The following is a 19,210-nucleotide window of genomic DNA, read 5'->3' as shown; positions in this document are numbered from 1 at the left end:
GGGCTCAATGGACCCGGTCGAGCAACTTCTTCGCCTTGCCCTCCATGTCGAGCCGGGCGTCCTGATGGGCCTTGTCGCGGGCGAGCGCGGTGATCCCCTGTACGAAGTCGAAGATCGATTCCGGTGGACGACCTTCCTCGGCGAGCACGGTTTCGATGATCTTGCCGGTCTCGGCTTTGGAAAACCCGCGTGCCCTGAGGAAGTCGCTGCGGTCCTCGTCGGTCCGGGCTACGATGCGTTCGCGCGCCGCCTTGATGCCGTTGACGAAGGGCAGCGGAGAGGAGTTGGCGAAGCCTTCCAGCGCCGGTGCGGCTTCGTGCGCGAAACGGTTCGCCGCATATTTGCTGTGGCGGATGCTGATTTCCTCGAAGTCCTCCACGCCCCACAGGTTCCGGTTCTGGCAAACGGCGCGCAGGTAGAAGCTCGCCATGCCCAGCGTCTTCGCCCCGACCTCGGAGTTCCAGCAGTAGAACCCGCGGAAGAAGAGATCGGGCGATCCGTCGGGTAGGCGGCCTGCTTCGATCGGGTTGAGATCGTCGACCAGGAACAGGAAAACGTCCCGGTCCGAGGCGTAGAGGGTGGTCGTGTCCTTCGAGATGTCGACGCGGGGATTGTAGGTTCCGGTCGACCAGTCGAGCACGCCCGGAACCTTCCAGCGCGTGTCGCCTGTGCCGTTGCCTGCGATCTTCTGCACAGCTTCGACGAGCTCATGGTCGTAGATCCGACCATAATCGGGGCCGGTCACTGCGCGCAGTTCAAGTCTGCCGTTGTCGGTTTCGAGCGTCTTGATCTGCTCGGTCCGGTTCGAGGTCAGGCCATATTGGAGGTTGATCGCCGCCAATGGCGCGGGAAGCTGGCGAAGATAGGCAGCGGGGGCACCGACCTGGCTTGCGAGCTGGCCGAAGCTCCAGTGGGTCGGCGTGAGCGGTGCATCCGCGCCGGGCAACAACAGCGCCAGGCGCTCGGGATCGTTGCGATTTGCCTCGACGTGGATCAGCGCGCTTTCGACGACGCGGGTCCGGCTGCGCTCCGAGCGGCCACGCACCGAGCGGGCCAGATCGCCAAGCGAAAGAAACCGTTCATCGTCGGGACGCGAAAACCACTCCGACGAAACCCGACCAACCCTCTGGCCGCGTGAGACATCGACCTTGTAGCCGCCGCCGACATCGCGGCGCGCATCGAGAACCTGCATGTTCATGGGAAATCTCCATGACGGGCGGCCGGGAGCCTCTCTCTCGACCCTCATCCCGTCACGGCGAAGCCCGCCATCCTCACACTCTACCTGCTGATGCTGGGCGTCGCGCGAGCGGCCAGCGAGATTACCAAGACAAGAAACCGCACCCTGATGGAGGCGGTGGTCGCTTTCCTGCCCGTGCAGGCGGAAAGGCGGGGTCTGTCGGCTTTCCGAGCCTGGACATGCACACCTGGCCGCCGGAGGCAGAGTGCGTGCGGGGCCTCCTGGTTGGACGCCGCGCCCGCAGGAGCGCGCAGGAACTGCGCGCGGGACCGTGCGCGCCACCAGCCCCGCTCTGCGTCTCGGGGCGTTGCGGGGTGCCCCCGCATGAAGGGGTAGGCGGAGACAGCGTAGCGGCTCCGGCTCAGGGGAAGGCATTCCCCTTCCGTTTGGGGGATTTCGTTCCTGTTATGTTTGCCTTCTTGAGACGTTCAATTATGGTTACCCCATGACAAGCCGACCTAATCTTCCCGCATCGCTCGAAACGATACGCACGAGTCTTCAGGCCAGGGCGATTCTGGATGTGCTTGCCAAAGAAGGCGGAACGAACAGCAGGTTTCTGGAGACATGGCTCGCTACGATTGGCCTCACGGCATCGAGCCGCACCATGGCCGATCTACTGGATCGCCTTGAAAAGGATGGGCTGGTTCGACTGGAGCAGGTGGACACTTACCACGTGGTCCGAATTCGGCGATTTGGAGGAGAGGTCGCATCCGGTCTGGAGGCCTTGGACTGGATTGCCAAGCCCGAACTTCCAGAGTGACGTAGTCGTGAGCCGTCATCAGCGCACCATCCTGATCGCCGATTTCGAACTTCCTCGAGGTGCGGTCCCGATCGAGCAGTTGATGGACATGCCCCGCGCCGGATGGGGTCACCTGCGATCACAGATCAACGTGCGGCGACGCGAGGATCGGTCCAAACCACTCGCTCGGTGCAGGATCTGCGAAGGTGGCGTTTTCATCAGGGTGCAAGCGACCAGGGACGGACACATCCCCATGTACGCGCACTACCCGGAAGCGGACAGGCAGTGCCCCTGGTACGAAGGCAACAATCTGCGCCCCGATGACACTCGAGCGGCTCAATACCAGGGGCATCAGGAATCCGCGCTGCACCGCCGACTCTGTTCAACAATCGAGCAGCTGGTCAAGGCCGATCCGCGTTGCACGCACACTGCCGTGAACACCTACTTGCGACCCGAAATCCACAAACGTGGTCGCTGGCCGGATGTCTATGCTGACCTGAGCGACGTCGGGCGCTTTGCGCTTGAAGTGCAGCTGTCGAAGCCGTTTGCACCGGAAATCGCGGCCCGCCATGTACATTATGATTCCGAAGGCGTCGCCCTGGTATGGATCTTCAATTCACTTGAAGACCCTATGCCTCAGGGGTTTCATGATGTCGTCGCCATGCAGCGCGGCAATGCTTTTGTTTTCGATGACGAGACAGAGGCGGTATCGATCGAGCGTGGGACGTTGGTCCTGAAGTGCTTCCTGGAAGATGGTCTTGGCGGCTGGCGTGTGCCGAGAATGATCGGACTGGATGAGTTGCAGACTGGCGCAGGACGGTCAGCCTTTGTGGAGGACTGTCGGTCGGAGGCCTTGAAACAGCGGTGCAAGCAGCATCGGTCGCGTTGGTGGGATGCCATGAAAAAGGCTGGCAAGGAACGGCCGAACTCGCCGGAATACAGCGAACACCATGAAGATGGCTGGGCCGACATGAAGGCCGCTGTTCCCGGTCTGTGGCAGTGGGAGCGGGATTTTTGGACAGAGCGGTCCCACCGTGCCCGAGCACATACTGCAGTGCTCTACGCGATCTTGTGTTCGATTGCGCACAGCGCGGAGGCCGGGCGACCTATCCTTCATGTCACCAAGTTCTCCGGCGACAGCGCCGTTTTGTCGATGCTGAACAGCAAGCTCAGCGGGGCGGATTTCAAACACTGCGCCAGCCTGATCGAGACCTTCGTTCGAGCAACGGCATTGTCGGATTTGCTCGAAAAGCCCTCGCTCAAGCGGATAATTGCGGAAGCCCAGGCGACCGACACTCAGGTCAAGGAGGACCATCCGCTGTGGCGAGCCATGGCACGCCTGTTCCCGGAAGTGCTGGATGGCCTGGTCAGGGCGGAGCTTGACGATCTGGGGCAGTTGCCATGTTGGGCATCTCCAAGCCCCAAAGAACCGATCGCCGACCTGGCGGCCGCGCAATGAAGCCGCTGTTCTCGCAGGCGGAACTCGAAGCGATCGCCGGTGCCCTCGGCGATACCGACATCGGTTTGAAGGGCGCGGAGATCGAACTGCTCATTGCCACGTGCGGCATGACCGATCCTGGACCGATCACCAAGCGCACGAGAATCTACAACGCATTCGCGGACAGCCAGAACCAGAGGCGGGATCGCACACGGATTCTCGGCTTCATTCGGCATGCCATGAAGCCGGCGCGCTATATTCGCCAACCCGAGCGCTTCGAGCCGATGCGGACAAAATTGAACTTCGCACTGGCGTTTGCCGGGCTGGTCGTAACCGAAGCCGGCGCACTCGAATCCGTCCCTGTCGCAACGACACTGACCGAAGCCCAGCGTCGAGCAAACGAATTGCGGTGCGACCTTGAAACGCGAGGTGCCCATGCGGATGTGCTCGTTTTTTGCCGCGCCGAACTGGTGGCGGACGACTATTTCCATGCCGTCCAGGAGGCCGTGAAGAGCGTCGCGGCCAAAATGCGTGCGAAAACGGGCTTGACCGATGATGGCGCGACGCTGGTGGGTCGCGCCCTGTGCGGGACTCCTCCAATGATCGCGATCAACCCGCTTTCGAGCGAAAGCGAAAGGGGGGAACAGCGCGGCTTCGCCAATCTCGTGAAAGGAACTTTCGGCATGTTCCGCAACCCGACAGCGCATGAGCCTCGCATTCACTGGCCGATGTCCAAAGGCGACGCGCAGGATCTTTTGACCTTGGTTTCGTTGATCCATCGTCGTCTCGATGCCAGCCACATGCCGGCGCGCGGATAGGACATGACAAGCCCAGCGTAAGATTGGCCGTTGCGCCGGGGCTATTCCCGCGGCTATCGATTCGACATGGCTTCGAGACCGCTTCGGGACAGTGATGTAAGGCAAGCCGCCTATCGGCGGCTGCTGACGCATGCCCAAGCCTGTCCCGACACCCTCGTAATCGACGAACTTGGCCTCGATCACGGCAGTTGCCGGATCGATATCGCAGTGATCAACGGCCACATACGTGGCGTCGAAATCAAGGCAGAGGCCGATACGCTGGACCGCCTGCCTCGACAGGTGGCAGCCTACGGCGAGGTCGTTGACAAGGCTTTGTTGATCGTTGCGCCGAAGCATCTCGAGCCAGCCATGGCGATTGTCCCAGACTGGTGGGGCGTCATGGTTGCAGAACGTGGCGCAAGCCGGGGCGTGAAGTTTCGGCGCGTGCGTGCGGAGAAGGCAAATAAGGGCATCGATCCGCTCGTTCTGGCGCGCCTGCTCTGGCGCCCTGAGGCGCAGGCGATCTTGCGAGGCCTTGGCGTTCCGGAGCGAGAACTCCGAACACCACGGGCTATGCTCTACAAGATGTTGGTTGATAGGTTGCCGCTGCGCCGTCTCTCACAGACTGTTCGTGAGACTCTCAAGGCCCGAACATCGTGGCGAGATCGGCCACCACTTTTGTGATGTGATGGTTTGAGCCGACCCACCGCCATGTGGACAGGCTCCCGGTGCTCGCAATCCCGTCTCGGCATTGCTCGATATAATCGCTGCCAGGCGAGAAGCCCGAGCCAAGAAAATGGGCTGAACCTGTGACCGTGCCGCTGCATCCCCGATACTGCCCGAAGCCGTTGTCACGCACGTTGACGCCCTTGGCAATAATCCAGCCATCGTCACAGGCGTAGCGGATCGTCGCCGAAGGCTTCACTTTCCTCATATCCATCTGTGTGTAACCATTGGCGGCAATGGCATAATCAGAAAATGTCGGTTTGCGGACAGTCTCTCCCAGAGCAGTCGAAAGCGCCCTGAAAAACGTCCATTCCCGCCGCGGCCAGAATTGGATTGGGCCGGTGACCTCTGCCATGGAAGCCGGAAATGACGTGCCCGAAAGAATGAGACTGCGCGCAGTCGCCATAGTATTTGATGCCTGGATCGCAGCGGTGACGATGTTGATCAGTACCTCTTGTGGATCCCAGGCTGGGGCTTCGAGATCGAGAACCACATCGCAGTTGGCAATGATCACACCGAGCTGCTGCAGAATTGCACCCACATTGGCGTCGAAGGCGGGATCCAAGGCTTCATCGAGAGAACAACGCAATACGACCCCGGTCTGCATCATCGCGTTCGCGGCCTTCACGGCCGAACGGTAGGCTGCGTTGCTGTCGAGTCTGATGACCGGGATAAGCGTTGCGCCCCGCGCGAAAGCCTCCTCGCACAGGTATTGCATTGGATGCTTGCCGCCCTGCATCACCTCAGCCGGATCCAGCAGCCCGCAGTCGAGCAGCGCAAGGCGCGTTCCCCATTTTGCGCGAAAGCGAGCGGCAAACTTTGCGAGGTGATCGTCGATCGACTTCGAAGGAGTCCAAGTGTCGAAATCGAAATCTGGGGGGGTGATTTCGATAAGAGGAACGGTTCTGTCCTTGACGGCGTCGGGCAGGCGCAAGAGCGCCTGGTATTCGCCTAACCGCCATTTGAGGATCGGAACGTAGTCTGTGTGCGTGATCGGCATAGCGTCGCCCCTCAAAGTTCGAATTGGCGGCGTACTTCGCCGTTGCCCACAAGCGTGCGAAACAGGGTGTAGTCATTCGCATCTCGCCGGATCCGACCCGCGATTACCGAGGGAGAAACACCAAAGCGCTTGGCATCGGCCATTACCGACTTGTCGTTCCGGGTGAACCGCGACACCGCGAGGTTCCAGCTCGCTTCCGGGATCAGCGCTTCCTGAGCGAAATAGTCGGCATCCTGCTCAACCTTGTCGGCGGCCGGCGAATCATTGTCGTCAAAGATCGCCGCGTACTCGCCCAACCTGATGTGTAGCTTGAGATGTCCGATCTCGTGGAGGAGCGTGAACCAGAAGTTGTCGAGCCGGTCGTGGCGCAGCGTCATCGCGACAATCGCATGATGATCGGCCGATGCCAGCGCGGCACCGTCGAGCAGTGTGCCCGGCAGGTGACGTTCGATCACAAGTGATATGCCCGCGTCGCGCAGATAATCGGCCGCGATACGCGGGCCGTTGTCGTCGAGGCTGAGAGCAACCAAGCCGCGTACCCAATCGGTAGTGAGTCGATCTCGGTCGAATGCCCGTTCGGGCGGATTGCGATCCGCAAGGGTTCGAACGCGCGCTTCCCACGCGGCAATGGCGGCCTCATGCACTTGCCCGCTGGAACGCACCGACTTGCGGTGCAATGCCATCGGCACAAACTGCGAATGCGCGCCGTGCAAGAACGCCGGGATCAGATCGCCTGCGGCCTTCTTCGCCTGCGAGAGCGTCCCTGAGAAATCCTCGAACCATCCACGCTTGTACATTTCAGCGAGCGGAAAGGCCTGCCAGACATTCGGATCGACGCTATCGAGTTTCGGGCTTCCGACCAGTTGGGCACGCTCGACGATGCGCACGTTCAGGGCATCGGCCACCTCAGTCAAGCGGTCGAGGCTCGCCATGCGGTAGCGGTCGGATTCGTAGCGCTGGATCTGCTGCTCGGCGACGCCAAGGAAGTCGCCTAGGTCCTTCTGGCTCATGCCACGCGCGATGCGCGCCTGGATGAGGATGTCTGGAAGGTCATGGAGGCTCTCGGCCGAGAAGGCAGAGATCTTGCCGGCGCGCAGGTCTTCGTAGAACCGGACCTCTTCCGCCAGTTCGTCGATCTGGCTGCGAAGAGCCGAGCGTTGCGCCTTGGCGAACACTTCCGGGAAATTGTCAGTGGGGGCTTCCAGGGCGGCAACGGCGCCTTCCAGCTTCTCAATCGAAGCCTTGGTTGACCTGTACTGCTTTTCATTGGTGATCATGGCGTCGCTCCTTTCAGCGGCGCGAGCGGGATGCGGAGAATACCCTTGGGCTGGCCTGACGATTTCTCGACCTGGAAGAAGTCGAGGAATGGGCCGCTCGGACCATTGGGCATCCCGGCAATAAACATCTCGCCGAGGTATTTTGCTTTTTGCGCTGCGCGTTTGTTGTCGAAATCGAGAAGGACCGGATCGAGCTTGGCCGGATCCACCCCGACATGCTCCCAGCAGCCGTCATAGTCGCCGGGGTGGGGTTTCGCGGTTACGAAGCTCCCGTCCAGATAGACGTAGCTACAACCGGCGGAGGCAAGAGCCTGGGCCATGCGGACAAAGCCATCGAACAGCCACTTGCGGTGCGGTGTCGTCGCGAAGCGCGCCTCGACCTCAGCAAGGGTCGTGTCGTGAATGCCTGGCGGCAGCACGGCCCAAGGGCAAGGCGAGCCCAGCTCGATCAAGTCCGGTATCATGAACACAACAATATAATTGTGTTGTTCGTTTGTCGAGTCTGATTTTGTTCTCGCCTAATGCGGAGAATACCGAGGGTTGCCGGCTAAGCGGCGAGCCGGAGAATGGTGGACTCGCGCCCGTTGAGGAGGTTTTCGATCTTGGTCGAAACTCGCTCGACCGCGAGCCGTAAGGCTTCGTCGATGTGGACATAGTTCTGGGTTGAGCCCCGCGCGCCATGACCGAGCAGCGCCTTGATGGTCAGCTCCGAAAAGCCCATGTCGCCCGCGACACTGCCGAAGGTATGGCGGAGCACATGCGGCGTGACGCCCTTGATCCCTGCGATTGCGCACAAGGCGCGCAGGGTTTCAGGAACGCCCGAGTAGGGCCGGTCTACAAAGTCCGACGGGAAGAACAGCGACAGTCCGCGCTTCTTTGGCAGGGATTCGAGCAACTGGATCGCTGCCTGGCCGATCGGGCGCACTTGCCCATCGGTCTTGGTGTCGGGGAAGTGGACATATCCGCGGTCAGCGTGGAGCCAACTCCGTTCCATGCCGATGACCTCGGAAATGCGGTAGCCGGTGAGCAGCAGCGCTCGGACTGCGGCGAGGCCAGTCGGATTTTCTCCGTTCCGTTCGGCGATTTCCATTGCTTCGCCGAGGCCACGGATCTCAGTTGCATTGAGCCGGCGCGTGCGGGGCTTGCCGGCGATCTTGCGAACGCCCGCTGCGGGATTGTTCTCGACGATGTCATAGCGAAGCGCATGGGAAAGGAGGCTTTGCAGCGTCGAGACGGCGCGTCCGGCAACGCCCGGCCCACCCGCAGCCTTGCCACCGCGCCCACCTTCCTTCCGGGGTTTGGCCGTCTTTCCAGCAACGATGTCCATTTGCATCTTTTCGATGTCGGCGATGCGCAAGGCGCGGACTTGCCGAGTGCCGATCAAAGGCACGATATGCGTCTCGATCCGGCTGCGATCCATGGCCAGCGTAGAAGCCTTGATCGGCCTGTGCTTGCGGCCGAGGATCATCCCGGCTTCGGCGTTCTCGAGATACCAATTGCAGACTTCCCGGATCGTGATGGCTGCCCTGGACTGCGCTCGCTCCTCGGCCGGGTCGGCACCGCCGACGACCGCTGCCAACTTCAAGATCGCCTGCTTGCGCGCTTGTTCGACGGTGAGGACGCCATAGCGACCGATCACGATCCTGCGGCTGCGCCCTTCCTCGTTCCGGTATTGAAGCACGAATGCCTTGAGGCCTGACGGGATGACGCGGACGCCAAATCCGCGCAGCTCCGAATCCCACAGGAACGCCTGTCCCTTCGCAGGGATCGCGAGCGCGTCGATTGCTGTCTTGGTGAGCTTGCCCATGCCGGCTTGTCCTTTCGGACGTTTTGCTTACACAAGCCGGAGTCCGTGGCAATGTACGCACAATGTAAGCGAGCGGGAAGAAACGACAGGTTGGAATTGGGTAGTCCTAGCGTAGCGTCGTTTCGATATTTGCGCTTATATTCAGAAGGATAGAGTTCAATAGCGGGCTCTGGAGTGGTCTCGGCAGATGCAATCCGGCATTTTGCCAAGGTTGGGGTCGAGGGTTCGAATCCCTTCGCCCGCTCCAGTTTCTCACTTCACCACATCGCAGATTTCAAGGTTGGATCATCCCTTCGGGGAACCCTTGCGTCGTTTAACCGGCTCATCGCGGCAAGCTAACGGGAGCGTGGTTCCAAGCTCTTTGTCTGAGATCGAATTTATTGCCAGATTGCTTCCAGATGAACGACCACGCCGATAACTGTGATAGGACTAACCCGTTGGTCTGCCGATTTTGAGTGATTTATCCGATTGCCAGCCCGCCGCTGCGCGGGGCAACAGGAGGAGAGAAACTCATGCAGATCAGCAGGATCGCGCTCGCCGCCGTACTGGCAGCCGCCATGCCGCTCGGCAGCGCCGCCTTGGCCGAAACTACAACGCCGACGAGCGAGCCAGCGGCGAAGGAATGGTACCCGAAGACGCTGGACCTGACCGCGCTGCGCCAGAACGAGGCGACCAAGGCCAATCCTTATGGTCCGGACTTCGACTACGCCAAGGAGTTCGCCTCGCTCGATCTCGATGCGGTGAAGGCCGATATCCGCAAGGTGCTGACGACGCTGCAGCCGTGGTGGCCCGCAGACTATGGCCACTACGGCCCGTTTTTCATCCGCATGGCCTGGCACAGCGCTGGTACCTATCGCACCGGTGACGGGCGCGGCGGTTCGGACGGTGGCGAACTGCGCTTCGAACCGCTCAATTCCTGGCCGGACAACGTCAACCTCGACAAGGCCCGGCGCCTCGTCTGGCCGATCAAGCAGAAGTACGGGCGCAAGCTTTCGTGGGGCGACCTGATGATCCTCACCGGCAATGTCGCCATGGAGGACATGGGCTTCAAGACGCTGGGCTTTGCCGGCGGGCGCGTCGATGCCTGGCAGCCCGATCTGGTGTTCTGGGGGCCGGAGACCAAGCTGCTCGACGACAAGCGCCGCGATGGCAAGGGCAACCTCAAGGGGCCGCTGGGCGCCACCCAGATGGGCCTGATCTACGTGAACCCTGAAGGTCCGAACGGCGTGCCTGACCCGCTGGCGGCCGCGGCAGATATCCGCCGTGCCTTCGGCGCGATGGCGATGACGGACGAGGAGACGGCCGCGCTGATCGCCGGTGGCCACACCTTCGGCAAGGCGCATGGCGCACACAAGCCGGACGACTGCGTTGGCAAGGATCCCGGACAGGGCACGATCGAGCAGCAGGGCCTCGGCTGGGCCAACAAGTGCGGCAAGGGCAATGCCGAGGACACCGTGACCAGCGGACTCGAAGGCGCATGGTCGGCCAATCCGATTGCCTTCACCACGCAGTATCTCGACAACCTCTATGGCTTCGAGTGGGTCAAGACCAAGAGCCCGGCAGGCGCGACACAGTGGATCCCCAAGGACCCGGCGGCGGCGAACCTCGTGCCTGATGCGCACCGGCCCGACGTGCGCCATGCGCCGATCATGTTCACCACCGACATCGCGCTGCGCGAGGACCCAGGCTTCCGCAAGATCACGCTGGGCTGGAAGAAAAACCCTCAGGCGTTCAGCGATGCCTTTGCCCGCGCGTGGTTCAAGCTGACCCACCGCGACATGGGGCCGCAGGCGCGCTACCTCGGCAAGGATGCGCCGAAGGTGACGATGGTGTGGCAGGACCCGCTGCCCAAGGCGACTTACGCTCCGGTCGATGCCGCTGACGTTGCGGCGCTGAAGGGTTCGATCCTGTCGTCGGGCCTGACCACCGGTGAACTGGTGCGGGCGGCGTGGGCCTCGGCCTCGACCTTCCGCGCGACCGACATGCGCGGCGGCGCCAACGGTGCCCGCGTGCGGCTTGCTCCGCAGAAGGACTGGGCTGTGAACGATCCGGCTGAGCTGGCCAAGGTGACGGCCAAGCTTGAGGAAATCCGTGGCAGCTTCAACAAGGCGGCGAAGGGCGGCAAGCAGGTGAGCCTTGCTGACCTGATCGTGCTGGGCGGCAATGCGGCCATCGAGCAGGCGGCCAAGGCGGCTGGTCAGGACGTGAGCGTTCCGTTTACGCCGGGCCGGGTCGATGCGACGCAGGCGCAGACCGACGTCGAGTCCTTCGGCTACCTGCAGCCCAAGGCAGATGCCTTCCGCAACTACTATGCGGCGGATTCGTTCTACGGGCCGACGGAGGCGCTGGTCGACAAGGCGGACATGCTGGGGCTGACCGTGCCTGAGACCACGGTGCTGATTGGCGGGATGCGCGTGCTTGGTGCCAATGCGGGCGGATCCAAGGCGGGTATGTTCACCAGCCGTCCGGGCACGCTTAGCAACGACTTCTTCGTCAACCTGCTGTCGATGGACACTGTGTGGGCGAAGTCGGCGACGCCGGGGCTCTATGAAGGCAAGGACCGGGCCAGCGGTGCGGCAAAGTGGACCGCGACGCCGGTCGATCTGGTGTTCGGTTCCAACTCCGAGCTGCGCGCCGTGGCCGAAGTCTATGCCTCGGATGACGCGAAGGCGAAGTTCGTGACCGACTTCGTCGCGGCGTGGACCAAGGTGATGAACGCCGACCGGTTCTGATCGAAAGGCATTAGCGAGCGGCGGCGGAGTTTCGGGCTACGCCGCCGTTTCCTGTTCCGGGGCGCTCTCGGCCAGACGAGGCGCGATCAGGGCGCAGGCGATGAGCTGAAGCTGGTGGAACACCATGACCTGCAGCAGCACGATGCCGACCGAGGCAGCGGGGAACAGGACGCCAGCCATCGGCACCCCGGACGCGAGGCTCTTCTTGGAGCCACAGAACAGCAGCACTACCGCATCTTCGCGCGGGAGGTTCATGGCTTTGGCAGTTTGCCAGGTCGCGACGAGCACTAGGGCGAGCAGGACAAGGCATACCAGCGTCAGCACCAGCAGGCTTAGAGGAGCCACGCGCTGCCACAGGCCTTCGACCACCGCCGCACCGAACGCGGCATAGACGACAAGCAGGATCGAACCGCGATCGACTTTGCCCAGCCACGCCTTGTTGCGGGCGACGAAACCGCCGATCCACGGACGTAGCAGGTGTCCGGCGACGAAGGGCAGGAGCAGTTGCAGGACGATGGTTTCGGCTGAACTCCACGAGAAGCCGCCGGTCGTCCCGCCCATCAGCAGCGCCACGAGCGCGGGGGTGAGGAAGATGCCAGCGAAGTTTGAGAACGATGCCGCGCAAACTGCCGCAGCCACGTTGCCCCGGGCGATCGCGGTGAACGCGATCGAGGATTGGACCGTCGAGGGCAGAAGGGCGAGGAACAGCAGGCCTGCGCCGAACTCGGCGGGAAGGAACGGCAAGGCCCGTGCCGCAAGGCCGAGAACCGGGAACAGCACGAACGTTGCGGCGAGGACCGCGAGGTGCAGCCGCCAGTTGCGTGCACCCTCCCATATCGCCTCACGCGAAAGCTTGGCGCCGTGCAGGAAGAACAGGAGCACGATCCCTGCATCGGCCGCAGCACCGACCACCGGAACCATTGCCCCGCGTGCGGGCAAGAGGCTGGCGAGAAAAACCGTGGCGATCAGCGCCAGGAGAAATGGATCCAGCAAGGTTACGACCTGACGGAGGGTATGGCGCCGGGTCATTCCGTGAGAGGTCCTTCAAGCAGTGTCTGGGATTTCAAGCCGCGTAAGCGCTGAGATCGCAGCGGTAAAGTGATCGGGCCGTGCTGTCCATCGAGGCCGATGCCGGTCAACCGTGCTTGTCCGCCTTGCGCTTGCCGAAGCGCATGCCGGTTTCGAGGCGGGCGCGCAACTGGGCGTAGTAGGCTTCGAGGAAGGCGCGCTCGTCACCTGCGCCCGCGTTCCAGCCGATCTTGCCGCATATCGTCCGGGCAACGTCGCGCAGGGCATCCTCGCGGTTCTCGCGCAGGACCCGTTCGAGGACCTGGAGTTCGAATTCGCCGTAGACGGCAAGGTCGGCATCGCTGAAGCGGTACTGGACGCCGGTGGCCTGCGAGACGCCACGTGCCCCATCGCTGACCGAAAGGGCCTGCTCCAGCTTGCGCTTGGGCGCTTCGACCACCCACGTTCCCGCGATCAGGTCTCCGCAGCGCAGCCTGTCACGGTTGAAGAAGGGGAACAGCGCAAAGAGCAGGAACCAGACCAACCCTGCCCATGCGGCCATTTCGGTATCGCCACCTTCGACGCTGGCGACGATGATGAAGATCACCGGCATGAACAGTTCGATGTCACGCACGAGATTGCGGGCAATCACCGCTTCGGTGGTCAGCCGCGCGCCGTCCTTGCCGCGCGCGCGGGCGGCGACGCGGATGCCGGTTATGCGCTTGCCCGGCGTTGCGCCCCGGGGGCCGAGTTCGAAGAACAGGAACCACGCGTTGCGGAAAAGGAACAGCGCGATGGTCCAGACCACGACTAGCGCCTGCACTGCACGCCCGGCTGGGCTATCGTCATTGTTGAAATTGATGCCCACGCCGTTGGCGGCATAGGCGATGAGCAGCGTGGTGCCGATCATCGCGCCGACGATCATGGCGAGATCGAGGAACAGCGCGGCCGCGCGCGCGCCGCGCGAGGCCAGAACGAAGGGCAGGGGCACGCCTTCTGGTGTGGTGACTAAGCGGCGACGGCGGTCTTGCAACGCCTGCGGGGACCGGGGCGAAGACTTGTCCTTGCGGCGGAAGGGCAAGCGCAGCGCCATCAGCGGGCATCCCGACGGAAGGCGAAGAAGTAACCGGTCCACAGCACCAGCATGAAGCTCCCGACAGTCAGGCGGGAGGGGGTGGAATCGATCAGTTGCCGACCAAAGCCTTCGAGCAGGGCGGCGACGATCAGCATGAGGACCACGCCGGTCATCACCTGCGCGGCGCGGCGACCTGCGGCTGCTGCGGCATCCATGACCGACATGGTGCCGGGAAAGGCCATGGCACGACCGATGTGAATGCCCGCCGCGCCTGCCAGCAGGATCGCAAACAGTTCCGTCGTGCCGTGAATGGCGAGCCAGCCGACGAAATCGAGCAGCAGGCCCTGTCCGTGGTAGAGCCAGAGCATCGCGCCCAGGAGAGCGGTGTTGTGAACCAGCAGCAGCATCGTCGGCAGGCCGAAGGCGAAGCCCAGCGCGAAGCACATGATCGAGACTTGCGCGTTGTTGCTGAACAGGCCGGCAGCAAAAACGCTCATCCCGTTCTGGTCCTGATTGCCGAATAGCGTGCCGTGCAGCACTTCGCGGCTGGCTCCGGGCACGCGCTCGTCGGCAAAGCCGCCGGGAACGAGTGAATAGTACCAATCAGGGTTCGACGCCACGAGCAGCCAGCCGACAGCAGTGCCCGCGATCATCAGCGCGAGCGCAATCAGCAGATCGATGCCTAGGCCGCGCACACTGGCGCTCCACCCGCCGCCGACAAAGCCGCGAAACCACGACCACAGCGAGGCGCGCGGGCCATAGACGAGGAACCACGCGCGCTGGGTGAGGGCTTCGAGGTAGGCGACGAGAGCAGCATCCAGCGAGGTTTCACGCGCGATCGACAGGCTGGAGGCGGCGGTGCGATAGAGCGCGGGGAGCGCCAGCAGGTCCTCGTCCGAAACGCCGCGCGTGCGCCCGGCTTCCATGCGCTTGAGCACCGCTTCGAGGCGCTTCCAGTCGGCTTCGCGTTCGAGGCGGAAGCGGTCGGAGCGCAACGCGGCCTGTTCGGCAGCGACGGCTGCTTCGGTCGGCTTGGCGAACCAGCCGCCAATCTTCTGGGCGATGCCTGTGGTGACGGAGTTCATCCGATGCGCCCTTCGCGCTTGATGGCAAGATAGGCATCGAGCAGCCGCGTGCCGATCTGGTCATGCGGCGCTTCGAGTACGCGCACGCCAAGATGGCGGAGGCGCTGAAGCACGATCGCGCGCTGCCTGGAAAGCGTCGTAGCGGTGACGGCTTCGGCGACCGATTGCATGTCGGTGACAGTGGCGGTGGCGAGGCCTGCAAGTTCGGCATCGGCCATGACCACAAATAGCACGAGGTGGCGCTCGACCAGTCGGCCCACGTTCTCGACCATCAGCTCGGCGCTGGTGGGGTCGGAGAAATCGGAGAACAGCACGATCAGTGAGCGGCGCTGCAGGCGCGCGGCGAGCGTGGAGAGGGCCAGTGTGAAGTTGGGCTCGCCCGGATGGTAATCCAGCTGGGCGGCAGCGCGTTGCAGGCGGGCGAAATCGCGGCTGTCGGTGACGAAGGGCGTGGCGACTTCGGGGCGCGCAGCAAAGCCGAACAGGGCGACACGATCCTGCGCCTTCAATGCGACATAGGCGGTGGTGAGGGCGGCGGTCACGGCGCGATCGATGCGGGGCAGGCCCTCGATCGGCTCGCACATCGCCTGACCGCAATCGAACGCGAAGACGATCTGGTTGTTGCGCTCGACCTCGTATTCCTTGGCGAAGAGGCGGGCGTGGCGGGCCGAGCTTTTCCAGTCGATGCGGCGGCGGTCCATGCCGGGTTCGTATTCGGCCAGCGCTTCGAATTCCGTGCCTTCGCCACGGATGCGCCGCGCGATCAGGCCGAACTGGGCATCGCGCAGGAAGATCTGCAGCGCCGGGCTGCGCACCGGGGCGATGTTCGGCCAGACGCGGACTTCGCTGTCGAGATCGCGCGAGGCTTGGCGGTGGGCGAGGCCGAGCGGGCCGCTCCAGCGTAGCCACAGGCGGGTGATCTGGCCAGTGCCACGCCGGGTGGGGATGATCGTGGTGGTGCCGCTCCATGCGCCATCGGCGAAAGCGAGCGGCAGGGCGATGCGGCCGCCCGCGGCAATGCGCGGGTCGCAGGCGATGGCGGCATCAGGGCGGATGCCGTTGCGCGCGCGGGCAAGCGAGGCGACGACGGTGAGTGTGGCAGGTTCGCCGACTTCGCTATCGGACGGGGCGTGGACCTGCACGTCGTCGAGGGAGCCCGCGAACAGGCCATCAAGCACGATCAGCACGAGCAGCGCGCCGCCGAAAGCTGGCGCGGCGATCCATGCCGCCGGGGCCGCTGCCGCCACGATCAGCGCCAGCGGAGCAAGGCCTGCGAAGAGCAGGACCGCTCGGCCCGAAGGCAGCACGGCGGGAGGCTTGTTCAACGCGGCGCTTCCGTGCCTTCGACCAGCGCGGCGACAATCGTTTCGACCTGCTTGCCCTCGATCTCGGCAGCGGGGCTGAGCATCAGGCGGTGGCGCAGGACGGCAGTGGCGAGGGCCTTTACGTCATCAGGGATCACATAGTCGCGACCATCGAGCGCGGCACGGGCGCGGGCGGCACCGGCGAGCAAAACGGCAGCGCGGGGGCTGGCGCCGACAACAAGGTCACCGCTCTCGCGCGTTGCTCGGACGAGCCGCACCACGTAATCGACGATCGATTCGGCGAGTGTGATGGAGGCGATGGCACTTTGGGCGCGGCCCAGTTCCGCGGCAGTGGTGACCGAAACGACGCCGAGTTCGGCGGGCTTGGGTGCGCCCTTGCCTTCGCCATAGCGGGCGACGATGCGGGCTTCTTCCTCGGCCGAGGGGTAGCCGACGATGAGCTTGAACAGGAAGCGGTCCAGCTGGGCTTCGGGCAGCGGATAGACGCCCTGGCTCTCTATCGGGTTCTGCGTGGCGACAACGGTGAAGCGTTCGGACAGGGCATGGACTTCGCCATCAAGCGTGACGCGGCGCTCCTGCATGGCTTCAAGCAGGGCGGCCTGCGTCTTGGGCGGGGTGCGGTTGATTTCGTCGGCCAGCAGCAACTCGTGGAAGATCGGACCGCGCGTGAGGGTGAACTGGCTGGTCTGGAAGTTGAACAGGTTGGAGCCGAGGATGTCGCCCGGCATCAGGTCCGGCGTGAACTGGATGCGCCCGAAATCGAGGCCGAGAGTGGCGGCGAAAGTCTGCGCCAGGAAGGTCTTGGCGGTACCGGGAGGGCCTTCGAGCAGGACGTGGCCGCCCGCGAACAGCGCGACGAGCAGGTGATCGAGCACCTCTTCCTGCCCGACGATCGCCTTGCCGACCTCGGCGCGGATCCGGCCGGACAGCGCGCCGAGGTCGGCAAGGGACATTGCTGAGGTCGTCTCGGTCACTTGAGGTGCCTTTCTATCTGCTGCAGCACTTGGGCGCGCTTCGTCAGTTCATGGGGCTTGCGCGCATCGCGCAAGTGGCGCGCGGCCTCGGAAAAGGGTGGTCCGGCGACGGCGCGGCGGACTTGCGCGGCGTCGATCAAACGCTCGGTCTCGTGCGGTTCGAGACCCTTGGGTAGCCCTAGCGTCAGCGCAATACGCTCGCGGGTGGCATCGGCGTAGGGCGCAGCGGCGAGGTGGACGCGGCCGGCGCGGCGGATCAGACCAGCCGCGTTGGCGACCAGCGCCGCCTTGCCGAACGCGATTTCCTGCGCTTGCGCCAGCGCCGGGCCGAAGCGGTTGAAGGCGCGCCAGGCAATCGCCAGCGCGGCGAGGAAAAGGCAGATCGTGGCGGCAAGGAACGGCGGTTCGAACGCGAGGGTCAGCAGATTGCGGCTGGCACCGAAGCCGTTGAAGGTCATGTCGAAGGTGATCGGTTGGCTGCGATTGTCAGCCGTGGCCAGCACGAGATCACGGGCGAGCATCGCGGTGTTACGGTCAGCCAAGCCCCAGTTGTCGAGCAGGTCGGGCTCGAACACCAGGACAACAGGGTAGAGGTCCTCGTCCTCGCCGCCATAATTGGGGTCAATCCCGGCAAGCTTGTTGAGCGCAGGGTAGTAGCCGTCGTCGTCGAGAAACGCGGCGAGGGGCTTGCCGCTGCCGGTGGTGAGGATGGGGACGAAGCCCTTGCCTGAGCCCGTTTCGACTTGACGGTCGTCGGGGAACTTGCCGCGACGGTTGCCGAGCTTCCAGCCACCGGCAGGCGGTGACTTTTCGTCGCCGATCTCGACGGTGACGTTGTCGGCGAAGCCCTTCCATTCCGGCGCTTGGGTGCCGAAGACCTGCACCCAGCCGCGCTTGGCAGCCTTGGCATTGGTGCTCATGGCCAGCCACTTCGGCGCCACGACGATGGTCGGCCCCCAGTAGCGGTGGGCATCGATAACCTTGGCGATCTCCTTGCCATCGGCATCGGCTGGCGGGGTAAGGATGAGAAGACCAGCGGTGCTCTCGAGCGCGCGGCGGTTGCGCTGGCGCTGGACGTCGAGTCCCTCTGCTTCGAGCATTCGGGCAAGGCCGGCATAGCCATTGAGGCCCTGACCACCGACGTGCGCGCCGCCATTGTTGGCATTGCCGCCGGTCCCGTTGCCGAGGAACCACAGCAGCGCGACGAACGCGAGCGCGCCGACCAGCAGCATGCCGATCAGCGTGCTGCGGGAGAACGGGGATGGCGCGGGGGTGCTCAAGCGGTTGTGCCTGTCAGCGGTGCGAGGGCGAAGCGCGAATAGGCGGCGCGCGCGGTGCTCCACTCGTCAGGCCCCAAGGGGCGCAGGGCATAGCGGGCGCGCTCAACCAGGCTGGCGATGGTGCCAAATGCGGTGCGCGCTTCTCCGGGCAGGCCTGCGATCATGCCGATCTCGCGCGCGGTGCTGGAGGGGGCGAGCCAATCGGGCCGGGCGCGGGCGATCTGGCCGACGCTGCGCTTTAGCAGGAGGTGCGCGGCTTCGCCATAGAGGCCCTGCGCAGCAAGCCGGTCCGCGTCTTCCAGCAGGGCCAGCGCCTCTTCGCGCCGGGGCGTCCATTCTGGCTCGGCCACTTTCTGGCGGGTGCCACGTTCGCGCCACAGCGGCCAGAGCAGGCTCCACGCGATCCACAGGACGCCAAGACCTGCGCCGATCAGCATGACCATCTCGATCACGCTCCAGCTACCGCCGAGCAGGCGGCCGAGCGGTGAGAGCAGCCATTCAAGGAAGCGGCCAAGCGCTTTCAACCAATCCGGCGTGATCGGGGCCGGGTCGGGCGGGACTGGAGCGAACTGGATATCCCCCGATTCGCGGATCGACCGCCACGCAGCCTCGGCTGTGGCCGCGTCGTTTGCTGGAACTGTCGCCGCTGCAGGTGCCGTCACTCGCGCAACCTTGCACGAGGCTGATGGTGGAGCAAGCGCAAGTCTTCG

General features: G+C 63.8%; 17 protein-coding genes. 5 read left to right on the top strand and 12 right to left on the bottom strand.

Annotation, left to right across the window (positions count from 1 at the left end; translation table 11 throughout):
- Positions 1–4 precede the first annotated feature (4 nt).
- The gene (locus I2488_RS11755; protein ID WP_196276000.1) at positions 5–1,198 is read right to left on the bottom strand and encodes a DUF932 domain-containing protein; all 1,194 of its coding nucleotides are present in this window, start codon (positions 1,196–1,198) and stop codon (positions 5–7) included.
- A gap of 484 nt (positions 1,199–1,682) precedes the next feature.
- Between I2488_RS11755 and I2488_RS11750 the strand changes: the two genes are divergently transcribed.
- The 4 genes from I2488_RS11750 (at position 1,683) to I2488_RS11735 (ending at position 4,895) form a co-directional block, all read left to right on the top strand.
- The gene (locus I2488_RS11750; protein ID WP_196275999.1) at positions 1,683–1,997 is read left to right on the top strand and encodes a hypothetical protein; all 315 of its coding nucleotides are present in this window, start codon (positions 1,683–1,685) and stop codon (positions 1,995–1,997) included.
- Between the two features lie 7 nt (positions 1,998–2,004).
- The gene (locus tag I2488_RS11745; protein ID WP_196275998.1) at positions 2,005–3,435 is read left to right on the top strand and encodes a competence protein CoiA family protein; all 1,431 of its coding nucleotides are present in this window, start codon (positions 2,005–2,007) and stop codon (positions 3,433–3,435) included.
- Positions 3,432–4,232 carry a TIGR02391 family protein gene (locus I2488_RS11740; protein ID WP_196275997.1) on the top strand — a complete coding sequence of 267 codons (801 nt, stop codon included), beginning with the start codon at positions 3,432–3,434 and terminating at the stop codon, positions 4,230–4,232. Before I2488_RS11745 ends, I2488_RS11740 begins: the two co-directional genes overlap by 4 nt.
- Before the next feature lie 66 nt (positions 4,233–4,298).
- Positions 4,299–4,895, top strand: coding sequence for a sce7726 family protein (locus tag I2488_RS11735; protein ID WP_196275996.1), 597 nt, complete (start codon positions 4,299–4,301; stop codon positions 4,893–4,895).
- Here I2488_RS11735 and I2488_RS11730 read toward each other — a convergent pair.
- The 4 genes from I2488_RS11730 to I2488_RS11715 all read right to left on the bottom strand — a co-directional run bounded on the left by I2488_RS11730 (position 4,852) and on the right by I2488_RS11715 (position 9,021).
- A complete protein-coding gene (locus tag I2488_RS11730; protein WP_196275995.1) occupies positions 4,852–5,937 on the bottom strand; it encodes a beta family protein in 1,086 nt (361 codons plus the stop codon). The genes I2488_RS11735 and I2488_RS11730 overlap by 44 nt on opposite strands.
- 11 nt (positions 5,938–5,948) lie before the next feature.
- A complete protein-coding gene (locus tag I2488_RS11725) occupies positions 5,949–7,214 on the bottom strand; it encodes an XRE family transcriptional regulator (RefSeq protein WP_196275994.1) in 1,266 nt (421 codons plus the stop codon).
- Entirely contained in the window at positions 7,211–7,666 is a 456-nt protein-coding gene (locus tag I2488_RS11720; protein WP_214652353.1) for a DUF6932 family protein, read from the bottom strand. Before I2488_RS11720 ends, I2488_RS11725 begins: the two co-directional genes overlap by 4 nt.
- Positions 7,667–7,761: 95 nt before the next feature.
- Positions 7,762–9,021: a tyrosine-type recombinase/integrase gene (locus tag I2488_RS11715; RefSeq protein ID WP_196275992.1), complete on the bottom strand. Its 1,260-nt coding sequence runs from the start codon at positions 9,019–9,021 to the stop codon at positions 7,762–7,764.
- Positions 9,022–9,533: 512 nt separating this feature from the next.
- Between I2488_RS11715 and katG the strand changes: the two genes are divergently transcribed.
- Positions 9,534–11,753, top strand: a complete 2,220-nt coding sequence (gene katG / locus I2488_RS11710; RefSeq protein ID WP_196275991.1) for a catalase/peroxidase HPI — start codon at positions 9,534–9,536, stop codon at positions 11,751–11,753.
- Between the two features lie 36 nt (positions 11,754–11,789).
- Here the strand turns inward: katG and I2488_RS11705 are convergent, their stop codons facing one another.
- From I2488_RS11705 to I2488_RS11675, 7 genes are all read right to left on the bottom strand, one after another.
- Complete coding sequence (locus tag I2488_RS11705) at positions 11,790–12,782, bottom strand: bile acid:sodium symporter family protein (RefSeq protein WP_196275990.1); 993 nt, start codon at positions 12,780–12,782, stop codon at positions 11,790–11,792.
- 106 nt (positions 12,783–12,888) lie between these two features.
- On the bottom strand, positions 12,889–13,854 hold the full coding sequence (locus tag I2488_RS11700) for an RDD family protein (RefSeq protein ID WP_196275989.1): 966 nt from the start codon (positions 13,852–13,854) through the stop codon (positions 12,889–12,891).
- A complete protein-coding gene (locus I2488_RS11695; RefSeq protein WP_196275988.1) occupies positions 13,854–14,921 on the bottom strand; it encodes a stage II sporulation protein M in 1,068 nt (355 codons plus the stop codon). The genes I2488_RS11700 and I2488_RS11695 overlap by 1 nt, the downstream gene beginning before the upstream one ends.
- Positions 14,918–16,246: a DUF58 domain-containing protein gene (locus I2488_RS11690; RefSeq protein ID WP_246465634.1), complete on the bottom strand. Its 1,329-nt coding sequence runs from the start codon at positions 16,244–16,246 to the stop codon at positions 14,918–14,920. Before I2488_RS11690 ends, I2488_RS11695 begins: the two co-directional genes overlap by 4 nt.
- Positions 16,243–17,199: an AAA family ATPase gene (locus tag I2488_RS11685; protein ID WP_196276091.1), complete on the bottom strand. Its 957-nt coding sequence runs from the start codon at positions 17,197–17,199 to the stop codon at positions 16,243–16,245. Before I2488_RS11685 ends, I2488_RS11690 begins: the two co-directional genes overlap by 4 nt.
- A 17-nt stretch (positions 17,200–17,216) precedes the next feature.
- On the bottom strand, positions 17,217–18,500 hold the full coding sequence (locus I2488_RS11680; protein ID WP_196275987.1) for a DUF4350 domain-containing protein: 1,284 nt from the start codon (positions 18,498–18,500) through the stop codon (positions 17,217–17,219).
- A complete protein-coding gene (locus I2488_RS11675) occupies positions 18,497–19,162 on the bottom strand; it encodes a DUF4129 domain-containing protein (protein WP_196275986.1) in 666 nt (221 codons plus the stop codon). Before I2488_RS11675 ends, I2488_RS11680 begins: the two co-directional genes overlap by 4 nt.
- Between the last annotated feature and the right edge of the window lie 48 nt (positions 19,163–19,210).

The sequence above is a fragment of the Novosphingobium jiangmenense genome (assembly GCF_015694345.1).
GTDB classification, from domain to species: domain Bacteria; phylum Pseudomonadota; class Alphaproteobacteria; order Sphingomonadales; family Sphingomonadaceae; genus Novosphingobium; species Novosphingobium jiangmenense.
The sequence above is the reverse complement of the archived record's forward strand: the minus strand, read 5'-3'. Positions and strand labels throughout refer to the sequence as shown.

What these genes read in the sequence shown, in the direction of transcription:
- I2488_RS11740 (WP_196275997.1), top strand. Translation starts at nt 3,432, where the DNA reads ATGAAGCCGCTGTTCTCGCAGGCGGAACTCGAAGCGATCGCCGGTGCC.
- I2488_RS11750 (WP_196275999.1), top strand. Translation starts at nt 1,683, where the DNA reads ATGACAAGCCGACCTAATCTTCCCGCATCGCTCGAAACGATACGCACG.
- I2488_RS11695 (WP_196275988.1), bottom strand. Translation starts at nt 14,921, where the DNA reads ATGAACTCCGTCACCACAGGCATCGCCCAGAAGATTGGCGGCTGGTTC.
- katG (WP_196275991.1), top strand. Translation starts at nt 9,534, where the DNA reads ATGCAGATCAGCAGGATCGCGCTCGCCGCCGTACTGGCAGCCGCCATG.
- I2488_RS11705 (WP_196275990.1), bottom strand. Translation starts at nt 12,782, where the DNA reads ATGACCCGGCGCCATACCCTCCGTCAGGTCGTAACCTTGCTGGATCCA.
- I2488_RS11755 (WP_196276000.1), bottom strand. Translation starts at nt 1,198, where the DNA reads ATGAACATGCAGGTTCTCGATGCGCGCCGCGATGTCGGCGGCGGCTAC.
- I2488_RS11685 (WP_196276091.1), bottom strand. Translation starts at nt 17,199, where the DNA reads ATGTCCCTTGCCGACCTCGGCGCGCTGTCCGGCCGGATCCGCGCCGAG.
- I2488_RS11735 (WP_196275996.1), top strand. Translation starts at nt 4,299, where the DNA reads ATGGCTTCGAGACCGCTTCGGGACAGTGATGTAAGGCAAGCCGCCTAT.
- I2488_RS11715 (WP_196275992.1), bottom strand. Translation starts at nt 9,021, where the DNA reads ATGGGCAAGCTCACCAAGACAGCAATCGACGCGCTCGCGATCCCTGCG.
- I2488_RS11730 (WP_196275995.1), bottom strand. Translation starts at nt 5,937, where the DNA reads ATGCCGATCACGCACACAGACTACGTTCCGATCCTCAAATGGCGGTTA.
- I2488_RS11725 (WP_196275994.1), bottom strand. Translation starts at nt 7,214, where the DNA reads ATGATCACCAATGAAAAGCAGTACAGGTCAACCAAGGCTTCGATTGAG.
- I2488_RS11700 (WP_196275989.1), bottom strand. Translation starts at nt 13,854, where the DNA reads ATGGCGCTGCGCTTGCCCTTCCGCCGCAAGGACAAGTCTTCGCCCCGG.